Origin of the sequence: Acidiphilium sp. PA (assembly GCF_026191915.1) — a bacterium.
Lineage (GTDB): Bacteria > Pseudomonadota > Alphaproteobacteria > Acetobacterales > Acetobacteraceae > Acidiphilium.
This window is the reverse complement of sequence record NZ_JAIMBY010000015.1, coordinates 24,291-38,865: the sequence shown is the minus strand read 5'-3', so window position 1 is coordinate 38,865 and position 14,575 is coordinate 24,291. Positions and strand designations below refer to the sequence as shown.

The 14,575-nt window shown below is 65.7% G+C and carries 15 protein-coding genes; 8 read left to right on the top strand and 7 right to left on the bottom strand.

The window, feature by feature from the left end:
- The first annotated feature begins 121 nt into the window (after nucleotides 1–121).
- Together bioB and AruPA_RS15695 are read left to right on the top strand one after the other, a co-directional pair.
- The gene (gene bioB / locus AruPA_RS15700) at nucleotides 122–1,096 is read left to right on the top strand and encodes a biotin synthase BioB (RefSeq protein WP_265637711.1); all 975 of its coding nucleotides are present in this window, start codon (nucleotides 122–124) and stop codon (nucleotides 1,094–1,096) included.
- 3 nt (nucleotides 1,097–1,099) lie between these two features.
- Entirely contained in the window at nucleotides 1,100–2,407 is a 1,308-nt protein-coding gene (locus tag AruPA_RS15695) for an adenosylmethionine--8-amino-7-oxononanoate transaminase (protein ID WP_265637710.1), read from the top strand.
- Here the strand turns inward: AruPA_RS15695 and AruPA_RS15690 are convergent.
- The 3 genes from AruPA_RS15690 to AruPA_RS15680 form a co-directional block, all read right to left on the bottom strand.
- Nucleotides 2,404–4,212, bottom strand: a complete 1,809-nt coding sequence (locus AruPA_RS15690; protein WP_265637709.1) for a hypothetical protein — start codon at nucleotides 4,210–4,212, stop codon at nucleotides 2,404–2,406. The genes AruPA_RS15695 and AruPA_RS15690 overlap by 4 nt on opposite strands.
- Nucleotides 4,213–4,429: 217 nt before the next feature.
- A complete protein-coding gene (locus AruPA_RS15685; protein WP_265637708.1) occupies nucleotides 4,430–5,791 on the bottom strand; it encodes a glutamate--cysteine ligase in 1,362 nt (453 codons plus the stop codon).
- 31 nt (nucleotides 5,792–5,822) lie between these two features.
- Nucleotides 5,823–6,539 carry a 16S rRNA (uracil(1498)-N(3))-methyltransferase gene (locus AruPA_RS15680; RefSeq protein WP_265637707.1) on the bottom strand — a complete coding sequence of 239 codons (717 nt, stop codon included), beginning with the start codon at nucleotides 6,537–6,539 and terminating at the stop codon, nucleotides 5,823–5,825.
- Between AruPA_RS15680 and ubiA the strand changes: the two genes are divergently transcribed.
- The 6 genes from ubiA (at nucleotide 6,538) to AruPA_RS15650 (ending at nucleotide 11,720) form a co-directional block, all read left to right on the top strand.
- Nucleotides 6,538–7,455, top strand: coding sequence for a 4-hydroxybenzoate octaprenyltransferase (gene ubiA / locus AruPA_RS15675; protein WP_265637706.1), 918 nt, complete (start codon nucleotides 6,538–6,540; stop codon nucleotides 7,453–7,455). The genes AruPA_RS15680 and ubiA overlap by 2 nt on opposite strands.
- Nucleotides 7,452–8,090 (top strand): methyltransferase, encoded by a 639-nt coding sequence (locus AruPA_RS15670; protein ID WP_265637705.1) that lies wholly within the window; start codon nucleotides 7,452–7,454, stop codon nucleotides 8,088–8,090. The genes ubiA and AruPA_RS15670 overlap by 4 nt, the downstream gene beginning before the upstream one ends.
- 155 nt (nucleotides 8,091–8,245) lie before the next feature.
- On the top strand, nucleotides 8,246–8,689 hold the full coding sequence (sdhC, locus tag AruPA_RS15665) for a succinate dehydrogenase, cytochrome b556 subunit (RefSeq protein ID WP_265637704.1): 444 nt from the start codon (nucleotides 8,246–8,248) through the stop codon (nucleotides 8,687–8,689).
- Nucleotides 8,690–8,721: 32 nt separating this feature from the next.
- Nucleotides 8,722–9,090 carry a succinate dehydrogenase, hydrophobic membrane anchor protein gene (gene sdhD / locus AruPA_RS15660; RefSeq protein ID WP_265637757.1) on the top strand — a complete coding sequence of 123 codons (369 nt, stop codon included), beginning with the start codon at nucleotides 8,722–8,724 and terminating at the stop codon, nucleotides 9,088–9,090.
- 19 nt (nucleotides 9,091–9,109) lie between these two features.
- On the top strand, nucleotides 9,110–10,921 hold the full coding sequence (gene sdhA / locus AruPA_RS15655) for a succinate dehydrogenase flavoprotein subunit (protein WP_265637703.1): 1,812 nt from the start codon (nucleotides 9,110–9,112) through the stop codon (nucleotides 10,919–10,921).
- 16 nt (nucleotides 10,922–10,937) lie between these two features.
- A complete protein-coding gene (locus tag AruPA_RS15650; RefSeq protein ID WP_265637702.1) occupies nucleotides 10,938–11,720 on the top strand; it encodes a succinate dehydrogenase iron-sulfur subunit in 783 nt (260 codons plus the stop codon).
- 164 nt (nucleotides 11,721–11,884) lie between these two features.
- On the opposite strand, the gene AruPA_RS15645 is transcribed toward AruPA_RS15650, so the two are convergent.
- From AruPA_RS15645 to AruPA_RS15630, 4 genes are read right to left on the bottom strand one after another with little or no spacing between them, the layout of a single operon-like run.
- Nucleotides 11,885–13,111, bottom strand: coding sequence for an MFS transporter (locus AruPA_RS15645; RefSeq protein ID WP_265637701.1), 1,227 nt, complete (start codon nucleotides 13,109–13,111; stop codon nucleotides 11,885–11,887).
- A complete protein-coding gene (locus AruPA_RS15640) occupies nucleotides 13,108–13,437 on the bottom strand; it encodes a hypothetical protein (protein ID WP_265637700.1) in 330 nt (109 codons plus the stop codon). The genes AruPA_RS15645 and AruPA_RS15640 overlap by 4 nt, the downstream gene beginning before the upstream one ends.
- A gap of 2 nt (nucleotides 13,438–13,439) precedes the next feature.
- Nucleotides 13,440–14,003, bottom strand: a complete 564-nt coding sequence (locus tag AruPA_RS15635) for an isochorismatase family protein (protein WP_265637699.1) — start codon at nucleotides 14,001–14,003, stop codon at nucleotides 13,440–13,442.
- Between the two features lie 55 nt (nucleotides 14,004–14,058).
- On the bottom strand, nucleotides 14,059–14,511 hold the full coding sequence (locus AruPA_RS15630; protein ID WP_265637698.1) for a MarR family winged helix-turn-helix transcriptional regulator: 453 nt from the start codon (nucleotides 14,509–14,511) through the stop codon (nucleotides 14,059–14,061).
- Nucleotides 14,512–14,575 lie beyond the last annotated feature (64 nt).

Sequence of the window (14,575 nt, the reverse complement as noted above, 5' to 3'; positions counted from 1 at the left end):
TTCTTTTTTTCAAAAAAGACGCCCTTCCCTACCCTTCCCTGACTCACGCTGAAAACCCTTCCCGTCATCCCCACCCCGGTTTATCACCAATTCCGGCCATAGCGGCAATTCGGAGAGATCGATGTCCCTGACGCTCGCACCATCAACCACCCAACCGGCCACGCCATCCGCCACGCGCGCGCGGATCGCCGCGATGCTCGCCTTGCCGCTGCCTGAACTGATGTTTCAGGCGCAGAGCGTGCACCGGCAGCATTTCGACCCGACCGAGGTGCAGATTTCCACGCTGCTCTCGATCAAGACCGGCGGCTGCCCGGAGGATTGCGGGTATTGCCCGCAGTCGGCCGGTTTCGATGCCGGGGTGCCGGCCTCGAAGCTGATGGAGCTGGAGCCGGTGCTGGAGGCGGCCAGACGCGCGCGCGATGCCGGGGCGCAGCGGTTCTGCATGGGGGCTGCGTGGCGGTCGCCAAAGGATCATGATCTGGACCGGGTCGCCGCGATGGTGGCCGGGGTGAAGGCGCTGGGGATGGAAACCTGCGTCACGCTGGGGATGCTGCGGCCGGATCAGGCCGAGCGGCTGAAAACCGCCGGGCTCGATTATTACAACCATAATCTGGATACCTCGCCCGAGTTTTATGGCCGGATCATCACCACGCGGGTCTATCAGGACCGGCTGGATACGCTGGCCGCGGTGCGGGATGCCGGGATCAACGTGTGTTGCGGCGGGATCATCGGCATGGGCGAGGACCTGAATGATCGCGCCGGGCTGCTGGCGGCGCTGGCGGATCTGGACCCCTATCCGGAATCGGTGCCGATCAATGCGCTGGTCGCGGTGAAGGGGACCGCGCTGGGCGAGACGGCGCCGATCGATCCGATCGAGTTCGTGCGCACCATCGCGGCGGCGCGGATCGCGATGCCGAAATCCTACGTGCGGCTCTCGGCCGGGCGTGAGCAGCTTTCCGACGAGGCGCAGGCGCTGTGCTTTCTGGCGGGGGCCAATTCGATTTTCTATGGCGACACGCTGCTGACCACCAGCAACCCGGCGGTGGCGCGGGATAACGCGTTGTTTGCGAAACTGGGCATGAACCGGCAAGCCTGAGGCATGGATGGGAATGATCCCGACTGGCTGACGACGGGGTGGAACCACGTCTGGCTGCCCTATGCCCAGATGCGGACGGCACCGCTGCCGATGCCGGTGGTGCGGACCAGCGGCAGCGACATCGAGCTTGCGGATGGGCGCATCCTGATCGATGGCATCGCGTCCTGGTGGACCGCCTGCCACGGCTATAACCATCCGCACATCCGCGCGGCGGTGGCGGCCCAGCTCGAGGCGATGCCGCATGTGATGTTCGGCGGGCTGGCGCATGAGCCGGCCTATCGGCTTGCCGCGCGGCTGGCGGGGTTGCTGCCGGACGGGTTGAACCGGGTGTTCTTCACCGATTCCGGTTCGGTCGCGGTCGAGGTCGCGATGAAGATCGCGGTGCAGGCGCGGCTTAACCGGGGGGCGCGCAACCGGACGAAATTCGTTGCGTTTCACGGCGGCTATCATGGCGACACGTTTGCGACCATGGCGATCTGCGATCCTGAGGAAGGGATGCACGCGCTGTTTGCCGGGATGCTGGCCGCGCAGGTGATCGCGCCGTTGCCGCGGGATGCGGCGTCGCGCGTGACGTTCGACCTTATAGTTGAGGAGCATGCGGGGACGCTGGCCGGGATCATCGTCGAGCCGCTGGTGCAGGGGGCGGGCGGCATGGTGTTCAACGATGCCGCGACGCTGCGCCATTTGCGGGCGACCGCCGATCATTACGGGCTGACCTTGATATTCGATGAGATTTTCACCGGGTTCGGGCGCACCGGGACACTGTTCGCCTGGCAGCAGGCAGGGGTGGTGCCCGATATCATCACGCTGTCGAAGGCGCTGACCGGCGGGACCTCGCCGCTGGCGGCGACGATTGTGGCCGATGGGCTGTTCGAGGCGTTTTTATCGGACAATCCTGGCCATGCGCTGATGCACGGCCCCACGTTCATGGCCAATCCGCTCGGGTGTGCCGCCGCCAATGCCTCGCTCGACCTGTTCGAGACCGAACCGAGGCTGGCGCAGGCCGCCGCGATCGAGGCGGGGTTGCGCACCGGGCTCGCGCCGTGCCGGGCGCTGCCGGGGGTGGTGGATGTGCGGGTGATGGGCGCGATCGGCGTGGTGCAGCTCGCGCGGATCGATGATCCGGGGGCCTTGCGCGCCGCGTTCATCCGGCACGGTGTCTGGGTGCGGCCATTCCGGGATATCGTTTATCTGACGCCGGCGCTGACCATCGGGCCGGGTCAGCTGCGGGCGCTGTGCCGCGCGGTCGTCGATGTGGTCGGCGGGATGGTCTGTGTTCCAAACCGGACCGAACGAACGCCCGGCGGTTAGGAGGTCAGGCCGGTGAGCTGTCTGGCCTCGATCGTTGCATCGTGCGGGGCGACCTGTCCGAGGGCGAGCCGTTCGACCAGCGCCTCGTTCGCCCGGGCGCGCAGGGCGAACAGCGACGCGCCGACCTCCCGCGCTGCCTGGTTCAGTTCGGCCATCTCGGCCTGGGCATAACGCCCCGCGCTGCGCGGGCCGCAGACCAGAACGCCGAACAGCCGGCCGCGCAGGGCGAGCGGCAGGGCGAGGCCATCGGCGCCCAGCGCGGTTTCGACGCCTTGCAGATCGAGCGGCGCCAGGGTCGCGCGAAGGCGGACCAAAGCGGGGTCATCGCCATCGATCGCGTCCGGCCAGCGCTGGCCGTGCTGGGCCGAGCGCTCGAACATCGTGGCGCGCGTTTCGTAGAGCACCGCGCCGCTGCCGCCGGCGTGCTGGCTGAACATCGTGACCATCCGGGCGACCAGCACATCGGCCTGTTCGATGAAGCCGGCGTCGCGAACGAATTCATGCAGGGTTTTGCGGGCGTGGTGTTCGCGGCGGAAGAAGACGCGGTCCACGATCTGTTCGATCCGTCGTTGCAACTGGTCGAAGGCGATGCCGAGGATCAGCGGGGCGGCGACTTCGAGGGCGAGACCGGCACGGCCATGCAGGGCGCTGTTCTCGATCAGGCTTTCGACCAGGGCGAGCAGGCCGACGACGAGACCCATCAGCGCGGTGAAGACGACGGCGCGGTTGACCGCGATGCGGACCTCGACCAGGCGGGTTGCCAGCACGGCGAAGGCATAGGTCCCGAAGATCACTGCGGTCAGCACCGCACGGAAGGCGGCAACCAGCACCGAGGCCTCGGAGCCCTTGGTCAGCCAGAGCGCCTCCAGGAAACTGGTTGCAAGCTGCGGGATCAGCAGGAACGTGCCGGTAAAGACCCAGCGGATACGCAGACGCTGCTCCGGCGGGGCACCGCGATAGCCCGATGCGAGCGTGACCAGCGGCACCACGAGCATGAGCGCGGCGAGGCTGCCGCCCAGCAGGTTCAGCGCGGCGGTGCCGCTGATTCGGTGCGCGAACAGCACCATCGGGATTGGGGAGTATTCGCAACAGACCATGGTCAGCGCCATGGCGCCATAGATCCAGAGACCGCGCTGCTGTCGCGCACTGGCTCGTGCCGTCAGGGCGCGCGACGACAAATAGAGACCGATAAAGGTCATTGGCCCGGTGAACACCACCTCGACGAAGGCGGCAACAAGGTTGAAAAAAGGTGGCAGCGGCGCCTGGCCGAGGGCGCTGCCGATCAACACCGATAGTGAGAAGGCGGCCAGGCCCCAGGCCGACCAGTCTCGACCGCGCCAGAGTGCGGCGAGGCCCAGGACGAGGATGGCCATGATGCTAAACAGATTGATCACGAAGAGGAACGGGCCTTCGCTTGGCTGCCTGATGGTTCTGACCATAATCGTCTGTGGCTCGCCGGCGTGGTGGATCACCAGCGGATAGGCTTGGGTGCCCGTCACCTCCGGGGCCATCAGCACGGCGCGCGTCGCCAGCGTCTGATCGGCAAAGGCAACGTGGACGCCCGGTTGCAGCCCGGCCGGGAGTGCGACGCCGGCGCGCGGGGTGACGAGTCCATAGGTGGATTTGGGATCGAAATGGAACGGCAGTTGCCGGTTGGACATGCCCAATTGCACGGTCACCGCCACGATCGTGACGAGCGTGATCAGCAGGCGGACGATCAGGCCCCGGACCGTGAAGCCGAGCCAAAGGGACGCGGCATGCGCCGCTGCCGGCTCGGTTCGATGCTGAGCGACCGCCTGATCCATGCGCTGCGGACAATACGGATATTCGCGCAATGGACCAAGGAAATTATCGGGTCAGGCAGACACGCAGCCGGAAAAACGGAGGAAAGCGCTTCTTTTTTTTTGGAAAAAAGACGCAAAAAACTTCTTTTAATTTGGCCTACGGGCGGTTCTGCGGGCGCAGTTCGAGGGGATTGACGTGTTTTTGCTTCTTTTCTTCAAGAAAAAGAAGCGTTTCGCTTTACAACGCCGCCTCGGCAAAAATGCGGCTGACGTCGCCGTGCCAGGCGCCGTGATAGCGGCCCAGCCAGTACTCCGCCTGGGTCGGTTCGCCTTCGGTGATGGCCTGCAGAGGGGCGAGGTAGATGCGTTCGTCCTCGCCGGCCGCGTTGAATTGCGCGCGCGCCCGCAGGCCTTCGGCGGCGATGGCGACCGCGTCGCGCCCGAGGTCGCGCAGCGTGCCTTTGCCGAGTTTGATGTCGAGGCCGGCGCGCGGCACTGCGTTGCGCAGCGTGATCAGCGTGTCGTAGTCGATGTCGCGGATCAGTTCGCAGGCGGCTTCGAGGGCGGCATCGTCGTAGAACAGGCCGGCCCAGAAGGCCGGCTGGGCCAGCAGCATGGCGGGGTTGCCGCTGTCCGCGCCGCGGGTTTCGATGAAGCGTTTGAGCCGGACATCGGGGAATGCGGTGGTCGCGTGATCGGCGAAATCGCCGATCGTGGGGGTCTGGCCCTCGAACCCGGCGAGCCGGCCCGCCATGAAATCGCGGAAGGAGCGGCCGGAGACGTCGATGTAGCGCCCGTCGCGGTAGACGAAATACATCGGCACATCGAGCAGATAGTCGGCGTAGCGCTCGAAGCCGAACCCGTCCTCGAACACCGCGCGGGGAATGCCGGACCGTGCGTTGTCGGTATCGAGCCAGGTGTAGGCGCGGTTCGACAGCATGCCGTCGGGCTTGCCTTCGCGGAACGGGCCGTTGGCGAACAGGGCGGTCGCGAGCGGTTGCAGGGCGTAGCCGACCCGCATCTTGCGGACCATGTCGGCTTCGGAGGCGAAATCGAGATTGGCCTGCACCGTGCAGGTGCGCAGCATCATGTCGAAGCCGCGGGTGCCGACGCGGGGCATGTAGGCGCGCATGATGGCGTAGCGGCCTTTCGGCATCCAGTCGAAATCGGCGCGGGTGCCGGTCGGGTGAAAGCCGAGCGGTGCGAAGCCGAGGCCGAGTTTGGGGGCGACGCGGTGGATGCGCGCGATATGCGCATCGATCTCGGCCTTGGTTTCGTGCAGCGAGGCGACGATGCCGCCGGACAGCTCGAACTGGCCGCCCGGCTCCAGCGAGATCGAGAAATTCGGCCCGGTCAGGCCGATCGGGTTGCCGCGATCGAGGATGGGTTTCAGCCCTTCATCGGCGCCGATCATGTCGAGCAATTCGCGGATGCCGCCCTCGTAGCGGGGCGGGTGCTGGCCGTTCAGGGTGAAGCCGAAGCTTTCGTGTTCGGTGCCGATCCGAAATTCGGACGCGGGTTTGCAGCCGGCCGCGAACCAGGCGGCAAGCTGGCTGGTTTGGGTAATTGCCGTCGCGTCGGCCTCTCCGGGGTTAGACAAGCACGTCTCCTGATCTCAACTCTGCACGATCTCAACCCTGATCCGGTGCGGCGAGCAGGCGCGCAAGTCCGGCAATGGCGGCGGTCTCGGCGCGCAGAATGCGCGGCCCGAGCGAAACCAGCGTAACAAACCCATGCCGCACCATGCCGTCAAGTTCCGCCGGTGCAAACCCGCCTTCGGGGCCGACCAGCAGGGCGTGGGGTTGCAAATGCGGCAGCGCGACCAGCGGCGGCGCGGTGCTGCGTTCGGCGGCGACGAACAGGCGGCGACCGGACGGGAAATCGGCGAGGAACTGCGCGAGGTCGCGCGGTTCGGACACCGGGGGTACGTGCAGGCGCTCGCACTGCTCGGCGGCTTCGGTGGCGATGGCGGTGAGCCGCTCGCGGTTGATGCGTGCGGTCTGGCTGCGGGCGGTAATCACCGGGTGGAGCGCGGCGGCGCCGAGCTCGGTGGCTTTTTCGACGATCAGATCGGTCGCGTCGCGCTTGACCGGGGCGAAGGCGAGCCAGCAATCGGGCTCCGGCGCGGGGGCGCGGGTTCGGGCGCCGAGGGCGACATCGGCGCCGTGGCGGTTGATGCGCTCGATCACGCCATCGAACTCGCCATCCGCGCCGTTGAAGAGGCGGAGGGTATCGCCGGCACGCCGGCGCATGACCGTGCCGAGGTAGTGCGCCTGGGCCGGATTTGTGCCAATCACCGCACCGGTTGCCAGTTTCAGCGGAACATGAAGGCGGATGATCGAAGCCATGCCGAACGCTTTACCAGCAGATCAGGGATTTACCGATATCCGCCCGACGGGCTGGATCGCGCGGTTGCCCGCCAGGCTGCGGCCGTTTGCGCTGCTGGCCCGGCTGGATCGGCCGATCGGCATCTGGCTGCTGTTTCTGCCGGGGTTGTGGAGCATTCTGCTCGCGGGCGCGGGGGTGTGGTTCAGCCTGTATCTGATCGTGCTGTTCGCGATCGGCGCGATTGTGATGCGGGCGGCGGGCTGCACGGTGAATGATTTATGGGACCGCAGGCTGGATCGTCTGGTCGCGCGCACGGCGGGGCGGCCGCTGGCGTCCGGTGCGCTTTCGGTGCCGCAGGCGCTGGGGTTTCTGGTGGGGCTGCTGGTGGCGGGGCTGGTTATTCTGCTGCTGCTCGATCGGACGGCGCAGATCCTCGGCGTGGTCTCGCTGGTGCTCGTGGCACTGTATCCGGCCGCCAAGCGCGTGACGTTCTGGCCGCAGATGATGCTGGGTTTCACCTTCGGGTGGGGCGCGCCGATGGGGTATGCCGCGGCGCACGGCAGCCTCGACTGGCCGGTGCTGCCGCTCTACGCCGGGACGATTTTGTGGATTCTGGGGTATGACACGATCTATGCGCATCAGGATCGCGAGGATGATGCGATGGCCGGGATCAAATCGACCGCGTTGAAATTCGGCGCTGACACGCGGCGGTTTTTGATGGTGTGCTATGGCGGGGCGATCGGTCTGCTGCTGGTTGCGTTCATCGTTGCGGGGTTGCGCCCGCTGGGTGTTGTTGCGCTCGCGGCACCGGCGGCGGTGCTGGCCTGGCAGATCGTGCGGCTCGATATCGATGATCCGGTGCGCTGCCTTGCCCTGTTCAAGCTGAACCGCGAGGTCGGGTTGCTGGTGGCGCTTGCCGTTCTGCTCGGGCGATGACCGATCCGGAGGATTTCATCCGCCGCTCGACCTGCCTTGCGGCACCGGATCTGATCCCGGAAATCAGGCTGCATCTGGCGACCGAGATTACGCCGATCTGGCAGGCGACCGAGGCGTTTCTGGCGGAAACCGGCATCGCACCGCCGTATTGGGCGTTTGCGTGGCCGGGCTCGATCGCGCTGGCGCGGCATTGCCTCGATCATCCTGGTCTGGTGCGGGGCAAACGGGTGATCGATTTCGCCGCCGGGTCCGGGCTTGCGGGCATTGCCGCGTGGATGGCCGGCGCGGCCGCGGTGACCGCGATCGAGATCGACCCGATGGCGGGGGCGGCGATGGCGCTGAACGCGCGGGCGAACGGGGCGGGGATCGCCGTTGAAATCGGCGATGCGACCGGGTCGGTGCGGGATGCCGATCTGATCCTGTGCGGCGATATCTGTTACGAAGCCCCGATGACGCGGCATATCTGGCCCTGGCTGCGCGCATGTGCGGCGCGCGGCGAGGTGTGGATCGCGGACCCGGGGCGCGCCTATGTGCCGCGGGAGGGTCTCGCGGCCTTCGCCCGCTATGAGATTGCCACGACGCCGGAACTGGAAAGCCGGACGATGCGCGAGACGATTTTGTATCGGATCACGTGATAGGCGCGGGGCGTGGGCGTTTTCTGCGGTGGTTTTGCCAAAAGGAAACGCTTTCTTAACCATGCCCTGCGACATTGACGTGCGGTTGACCCTCACCACCTCGGGCAGTAAGCAAGTGCAGCATTTCGATATGTTTTCTCAACAATCGACAACGAATGGTGATCGTCGTGCCAGATGTGCGTGAGGCCCTGATGCAGGGCCGCAATACCGCCGGAACCCTCGTCCAGCGACCGTTATCGCCGCATTTGCAGGTCTATAAGCCGCAGATTTCCTCGGCTCTGTCGATTTTCCATCGGATTACCGGCGTGGCGCTGTCACTCGGGGCGGTGCTGCTGTCGCTCTGGCTGGCGGCGGCGGCGACCTCGGCGGGCGCGTTCGCGCTTGCACAATCGCTGCTCGATTCGATCGTGGGCATGCTGATCCTGTTCGGCTTCACCCTCGCGCTGTTCTACCATTTCTGTAACGGCATCCGGCATCTGCTGTGGGATGCGGGGTATGGGTTCGACCTGCCGACGATGCACCGGACCGGCTATGCGGTTCTGGTTGCGAGTGCGGGGTTGACGGTGGTGTTCTGGGTCATCGGGCTGGTGATCCTGTGAGCGCGCCGCGATCCGACCAGGCGATCAAGATCATGCGCTCGCCGCTCGGGCGGGCGCGCGGCATGGGTTCGGCGAAATCGGGCCTCGGGCATTGGTGGGCGCAGCGGCTGACCGCGATGGCGCTGCTGCCGCTGTCGCTGTATTTCGTGCTCTCGGTGTTTCTGCTCGAAGGGGCGGATCAGGCAGCGATGCTGCGCTATATGGCCGAGCCGTGGAACGGGGTGTTGTTCATCGCGCTGGTTGCAGCCCTGTTCTATCATTTGCAGCTGGGTTTGCAGGTCGTGATCGAGGACTACATCCATTCCGAGGCCAGACGCCTCACCGCCGTGCTGGCGATGCGCGCAGTCGTTATTTTCTTCGGCCTGCTCGCGCTGGTCTCGGTGCTGAAACTGATTTTCTGATCCTGCAGGGTAAACAACCATGAATGCCATGTCCAAGCCATCGCTCGGGGCTTACACCATCATCGATCATACCTATGACGTGCTGGTGGTGGGCGCCGGCGGGTCCGGTCTGCGCGCCACCCTCGGCATGGGTCAGGCGGGGCTGAAAACCGCGTGCATCACCAAGGTGTTCCCCACCCGCAGCCATACCGTGGCGGCGCAGGGCGGCATTGGCGCGGCGCTCGGCAACATGGAGCCGGACGACTGGCGCTGGCATATGTATGACACCGTCAAGGGCTCGGACTGGCTGGGCGATCAGGACGCGATCGAATACATGTGCCGCGAGGCGATTCCCGCGATCTACGAGCTTGAGCATTTCGGTGTGCCGTTCAGCCGCACCGAGGACGGCAAGATCTATCAGCGGCCGTTCGGCGGGCACATGAAGGAATTCGGGGCCGCACCGGTGCCGCGCGCCTGTGCCGCAGCCGACCGCACCGGGCATGCGATTCTGCACACGCTGTATCAGCAGAGCCTGAAGCAGGATGTGGAATTCTTTGTCGAGTATTTCGCGACCGACCTGATCATGGACGACGAGGGCGCATGCCGTGGCGTGATGGCCTGGTGTTTGGAGGACGGCACGATCCACCGGTTCCGCGCGCAGCTGGTGGTGCTGGCGACCGGCGGATACGGCCGGGCCTATCTGTCGTGCACCTCGGCGCATACCTGCACCGGCGATGGCGGGGGCATGGCGTTGCGCGCCGGGCTTTCGATGCAGGACATGGAGTTCGTGCAGTTCCATCCGACCGGTATTTTCCCGGCCGGCTGCCTGATCACCGAGGGTGCCCGCGGCGAAGGCGGCTATCTGACAAATGCCGAGGGCGAGCGGTTCATGGAGCGCTACGCGCCGACCGCGAAGGATCTTGCCTCGCGCGACGTGGTTTCGCGCTCAATGACGATCGAGATCATGGAGGGGCGTGGCTGCGGGCCGAACAAGGATCATATCCTGCTGCATCTCGAGGGGCTCAAGCCCGAGCAGTTGCACGAGCGGCTGCCGGGGATTTCGGAGACCGCGCGGGTGTTTGCCGGTGTCGATGTGACCAAGGCGCCGATTCCGGTGCTGCCGACCGTGCACTACAACATGGGCGGAATTCCGACCAATTTCCGCGCCGAAGTGCTGCGCCCGACCGCCTCCGATCCTGATGCGGTGGTGCCGGGGCTGATGGCGGTGGGTGAGGCTGCGTGCGTTTCGGTGCATGGCGCCAACCGGCTTGGGACCAATTCGCTGCTCGACCTGGTGGTGTTCGGCCGGGCGGCGGCGCATCAGGCGGCGAAGATCGTCACCCCCGGTGCGTCGCAGCCCAATCTGCCGCCGCGGGCGGGCGAAGCGTCACTCGACCGGCTGGATGCGACACGTCATGCCAAGGGCGGCACCAATGTGGCGGCGCTGCGCGACAATATGCAGCGCACGATGCAGAACCACGCTGCGGTGTTCCGCAATTCGAAGACCCTCAAGGAGGGTGTCGATAAGATGTCGACGATCTGGCACGGCATGAAGGACATCACGGTCAATGATCGGGGCATGATCTGGAATTCCGACCTGATGGAAGCACTCGAGCTGCATAATCTGATGGGCAACGCGATCACCACGATGGTCTCGGCCGAGGCGCGGCACGAAAGCCGTGGCGCGCATGCGCATGACGATTATGCCGAGCGTGACGATGCGGCGTGGATGAAGCACAGCCTGGCGCATTGCTCGCCCGATGGTGCGGTTTCGCTCGATTACCGGCCGGTGCGGATGCAGACCATGACCAACGACGTCTCGGTGTTTCCGCCCAAGAAGCGCGTTTACTGATCAGAGGTTTCGAATCATGGCCGAACTGACCCTTCCGAAGAACAGCCGCGTCACCGCCGGGACCACCCACAAGGCGGCGCCCGGGGCGACGCGCGTGAAAAACTTTCAGGTCTATCGCTGGAACCCCGATGATGGCGGCAATCCGCACACCGATACGTACGAAATCGATCTCGATCAGTGCGGGCCGATGGTGCTGGATGCGCTGATCAAGATCAAGAACGAGATCGACCCGACGCTGACGTTCCGCCGCTCCTGCCGAGAGGGCATCTGCGGGTCGTGCGCGATGAACATCGACGGCACCAACACGCTCGCGTGCCTCAAGCCGATCGACGAGGTGAAGGCCGACGTCAGGATCAACCCGCTGCCGCATATGGCGGTGGTGAAGGATCTGGTACCCGATTTGACGCAGGCCTATGCGCAATATCGTTCGATCGAGCCGTGGTTGCAGTCCGAGACCCCCGCCCCGCCGGATGGCGAGCGGCTGCAGAGCATCGAGGAACGCGCCGATATCGATGGGTTGTGGGAGTGCATTTTGTGCTTCTGCTGCACGACATCCTGCCCGTCCTACTGGTGGAACGGCGATCGTTACCTTGGGCCGGCTGTGCTGATGGCGGCGTATCGCTGGATTGCGGATTCGCGGGATGAGAGCACCGGCAAACGGCTGGATGCGCTGGAAGACCCGTTCAAGCTCTATCGCTGCCATACCATCATGAACTGCACGCAGACCTGCCCGAAGGGACTGAATCCTGCCAAGGCGATCGGCAAGATCAAGCAGTTGATGGTCGAGCGGCAGGGGTAGAGCGCGACCCGATCGAGGTGGCGCGGCAGCGGCATCGTGTGACATGGGCGGGTCGTCTGCAACCGGATCATCGCCGGCCGCCGGCACATGGGATGGCGTGGTCGGCGCGGTGGGTCGTGGTTCGCGGCGCGCATTGATCGAGGGTGTTTCTCCCCGGCGACATCTCAATCCGAAGATCGCGGCGGCAGGCGCGTCAGGGCGTAGGCGCCGAGGATCGCCGCGGCGAAACCCGAAATGGCACCGACAGCGAGTGACCAGCGTGGTCCGCAATGGTCCGCCACCCAGCCGACGACCGGTGCACCGATCGGCGTGCCCCCCAGTGCGACGCCGACCCGCAGTGCCATGACACGCCCGCGCATGGCGGGCGCGGTCGAGAGCTGCATCAGGCTGTTGGTCGTGTTGGCGAACGTCAGAGCGGCGATACCGATGATCACGAGGGCCGCTGCAAACAGCCAGTAGTTCGGCGCAAGCGCGGCGAGCAGGCAGCCGGTCCCGAGCAGGGCCGCCCCCAGGATCACGGTGCTGAATCGCGCCTGACGCCGGCCCGCGGCGAGCAATGCCCCGGCCACCGTGCCGATCGCCATGATCGATGACAGCAGGCCGTATCCGCGGGCGCCGGCATGGAAGACCCTGACCGCCATGGTGGATATGAAGATCGGAACATTCAGCGCGAATGTGCCGATCAGAAACAGCATGCCGAGCATCGCCTTGAGGTCCGGCCGCCCCCATACATAGCGCAACCCTTCGGCGAAGCTGCCCTTGGCGCGGTGTGCCCTGGCGTTCGGGCGGAGTGCGGCCGCGCGCAGGCAGGCAAGCGAGATCAGCACCGCGACGAAGGAAACGCCATTGATCAGAAACGCCCAACCGGTGCCGGTCGCGGTGATGAGCAGGCCGGCGAGGGCGGGTCCGATCATGCGTGCGGCGTTGAACGAGGTCGCGTTGAGTGCCACCGCGTTGGGCAGGTCTTCATCGCCCACCAGTTCGGCGACGAAGGTCTGGCGGACGGGTGCGTCGAACGCGGCCGCGCTGCCGAACAGGCAGGCAAAAAGGTCGACATGCCAAAGCCGGACGACGCCGGCGACGGTCAGGATACCGAGCGCGACGGCAAGCGCGCCCATTGTGGCCTGGGTGAGGATCAGCAGCCTGCGCTGGTTGAAATGATCGGCGGCAAAGCCGGTCCAGGGCGACAGCAGCAATTGGGGTGCGAATTGCAACGCCATGACGACACCGACAGCGGAGGCGTCGTGATGGGTGAGCTGGGCGAAGACCAGCCAGTCCTGGGCGGTGCGCTGTATCCAGGTGCCGATGTCGGAGACGAAAGCGCCGGCGACCCAGACCCGATAATTGAAACGGCGCAGGGATCGGAAAAGGCCGCGCCACGGCGCCATCATCGAGGCGCCGGCCGATCGCCGCCGTGCAGGCGGCCAAAGTGCCGGGCGGAGAAGACGGCGATCAGCAGCGCACCGGCACCGCATGCCAGCGCATCGCCCGTGCTCCTCAATCGGAAATCACCGACGCGGCATATCAGGAGATACCCGATCACGATATTGCCGCTACCCCACAGGACATTCACCGTCGACGACGAGAGCCCTCGTCCCGGCGGTTTGGCGAAAGGGCTCTGGAATGCCCTGCCCATCATGCCGCTGACCAGATGCGGGATCGCGTTCGCGAGGAATCCACCGCCGAAGACATAGGACACCAGGTCGGGCCATGCCATGCTCAGGGGTTCCTTGCCGACAGCAGGGCGATGATGTCCTGGGTGGTGCCGGTTTCACCCAGGCGCGGAAAGACGGTCTTGATGCTGTGGTCATGCGCCTCACGGCGCCGGTCGGTCATGGCGTCGATGGCCAAAGTGACATTGAACCCCTGCTCGTAGGCCTGACGCGCGGTGGCTTCCACGCCGGTTCCGGTCGCGATGCCGGCGATCACCACCTGGGTGACGCCCAGCGCCCGCAGGCGCGCTTCGAGATCGGTGCGCGCGAATGCACCCCAGCTTCGCTTCGTGATCAGGATGTCACCGGACTGTTGTTGCAGATCAGGAATGATATCCGTCCACCCTTCCGGGAGAGGTCCGGTTTGCGCCGGTTGTTCCGTCCGGCCCGGCGCGCCGCCGGCCACGTTCACGAGCACCACCGGCAGGTGGTGCGCGCGGAAGGCGGCGGCGAGCGCGCACGCACGCTCGATGATGCCACCGATGGGGTGGACGACGGGTAGGGCGACGATACCCTTCTGCAGATCGACGATGATGAGGGCCGTGTTCGGGTCGAGCGTGGTGACCGCCATGGGATATCCTTTCAAAATCAGATCGGGTTCATTGCATGCGCCCGGGCGGGCACCGTCAGTCATCGACGAGCCGGTTGAGCAGCGCGAGGCAGGCGGCGAGGTTGGTCTGCTCCTGCGCGGAAAGCCGGGCCTCGATGGTGCGGGTCAGCCAATCCTGTTTTGCGGCGCGCTGTGCGTGCGCCCAGGTGCGGCAGGCCTCGGTGAGCGAGAGCAGGGTCTGCCTGCCGTCCCTGGGGTCGGGCGCGCCGCTGACCAAACCTGCGCTCTCGAGTGCGGTAATGAGCGGCCCGATGGATTGCGGACGCATCCCTTCGGCGCGCGCCAGCGCCGCGGCTGTTGCCGGACCATTCGTCTCGAGCCGCAACAGGACGGATGCCTGGGACGGGGTGAGGTCTCCCGCATGCCCCTGCTCGCGCAACCGGCGTTTCAGCTTGCCGAGCAGCGCGCGAAGATCCTGGGCCAGAGCCGGAGCGGTGACGGTTCGGCGATGGTTCGGTTCGTCGTTCATGCCGATCGATTGCCATATAGTAAGATAAACTGTCAAGTTAACCTTGTCAGATTGCCTGATTGAT

What these genes read in the sequence shown, in the direction of transcription:
- bioB (WP_265637711.1), top strand. Translation starts at nt 122, where the DNA reads ATGTCCCTGACGCTCGCACCATCAACCACCCAACCGGCCACGCCATCC.
- AruPA_RS15695 (WP_265637710.1), top strand. Translation starts at nt 1,100, where the DNA reads ATGGATGGGAATGATCCCGACTGGCTGACGACGGGGTGGAACCACGTC.
- AruPA_RS15690 (WP_265637709.1), bottom strand. Translation starts at nt 4,212, where the DNA reads ATGGATCAGGCGGTCGCTCAGCATCGAACCGAGCCGGCAGCGGCGCAT.
- ubiA (WP_265637706.1), top strand. Translation starts at nt 6,538, where the DNA reads ATGCCGAACGCTTTACCAGCAGATCAGGGATTTACCGATATCCGCCCG.
- AruPA_RS15680 (WP_265637707.1), bottom strand. Translation starts at nt 6,539, where the DNA reads ATGGCTTCGATCATCCGCCTTCATGTTCCGCTGAAACTGGCAACCGGT.
- AruPA_RS15670 (WP_265637705.1), top strand. Translation starts at nt 7,452, where the DNA reads ATGACCGATCCGGAGGATTTCATCCGCCGCTCGACCTGCCTTGCGGCA.
- sdhC (WP_265637704.1), top strand. Translation starts at nt 8,246, where the DNA reads ATGGTGATCGTCGTGCCAGATGTGCGTGAGGCCCTGATGCAGGGCCGC.
- sdhD (WP_265637757.1), top strand. Translation starts at nt 8,722, where the DNA reads ATGCGCTCGCCGCTCGGGCGGGCGCGCGGCATGGGTTCGGCGAAATCG.
- sdhA (WP_265637703.1), top strand. Translation starts at nt 9,110, where the DNA reads ATGAATGCCATGTCCAAGCCATCGCTCGGGGCTTACACCATCATCGAT.
- AruPA_RS15650 (WP_265637702.1), top strand. Translation starts at nt 10,938, where the DNA reads ATGGCCGAACTGACCCTTCCGAAGAACAGCCGCGTCACCGCCGGGACC.
- AruPA_RS15645 (WP_265637701.1), bottom strand. Translation starts at nt 13,111, where the DNA reads ATGATGGCGCCGTGGCGCGGCCTTTTCCGATCCCTGCGCCGTTTCAAT.
- AruPA_RS15640 (WP_265637700.1), bottom strand. Translation starts at nt 13,437, where the DNA reads ATGGCATGGCCCGACCTGGTGTCCTATGTCTTCGGCGGTGGATTCCTC.
- AruPA_RS15635 (WP_265637699.1), bottom strand. Translation starts at nt 14,003, where the DNA reads ATGGCGGTCACCACGCTCGACCCGAACACGGCCCTCATCATCGTCGAT.
- AruPA_RS15630 (WP_265637698.1), bottom strand. Translation starts at nt 14,511, where the DNA reads ATGAACGACGAACCGAACCATCGCCGAACCGTCACCGCTCCGGCTCTG.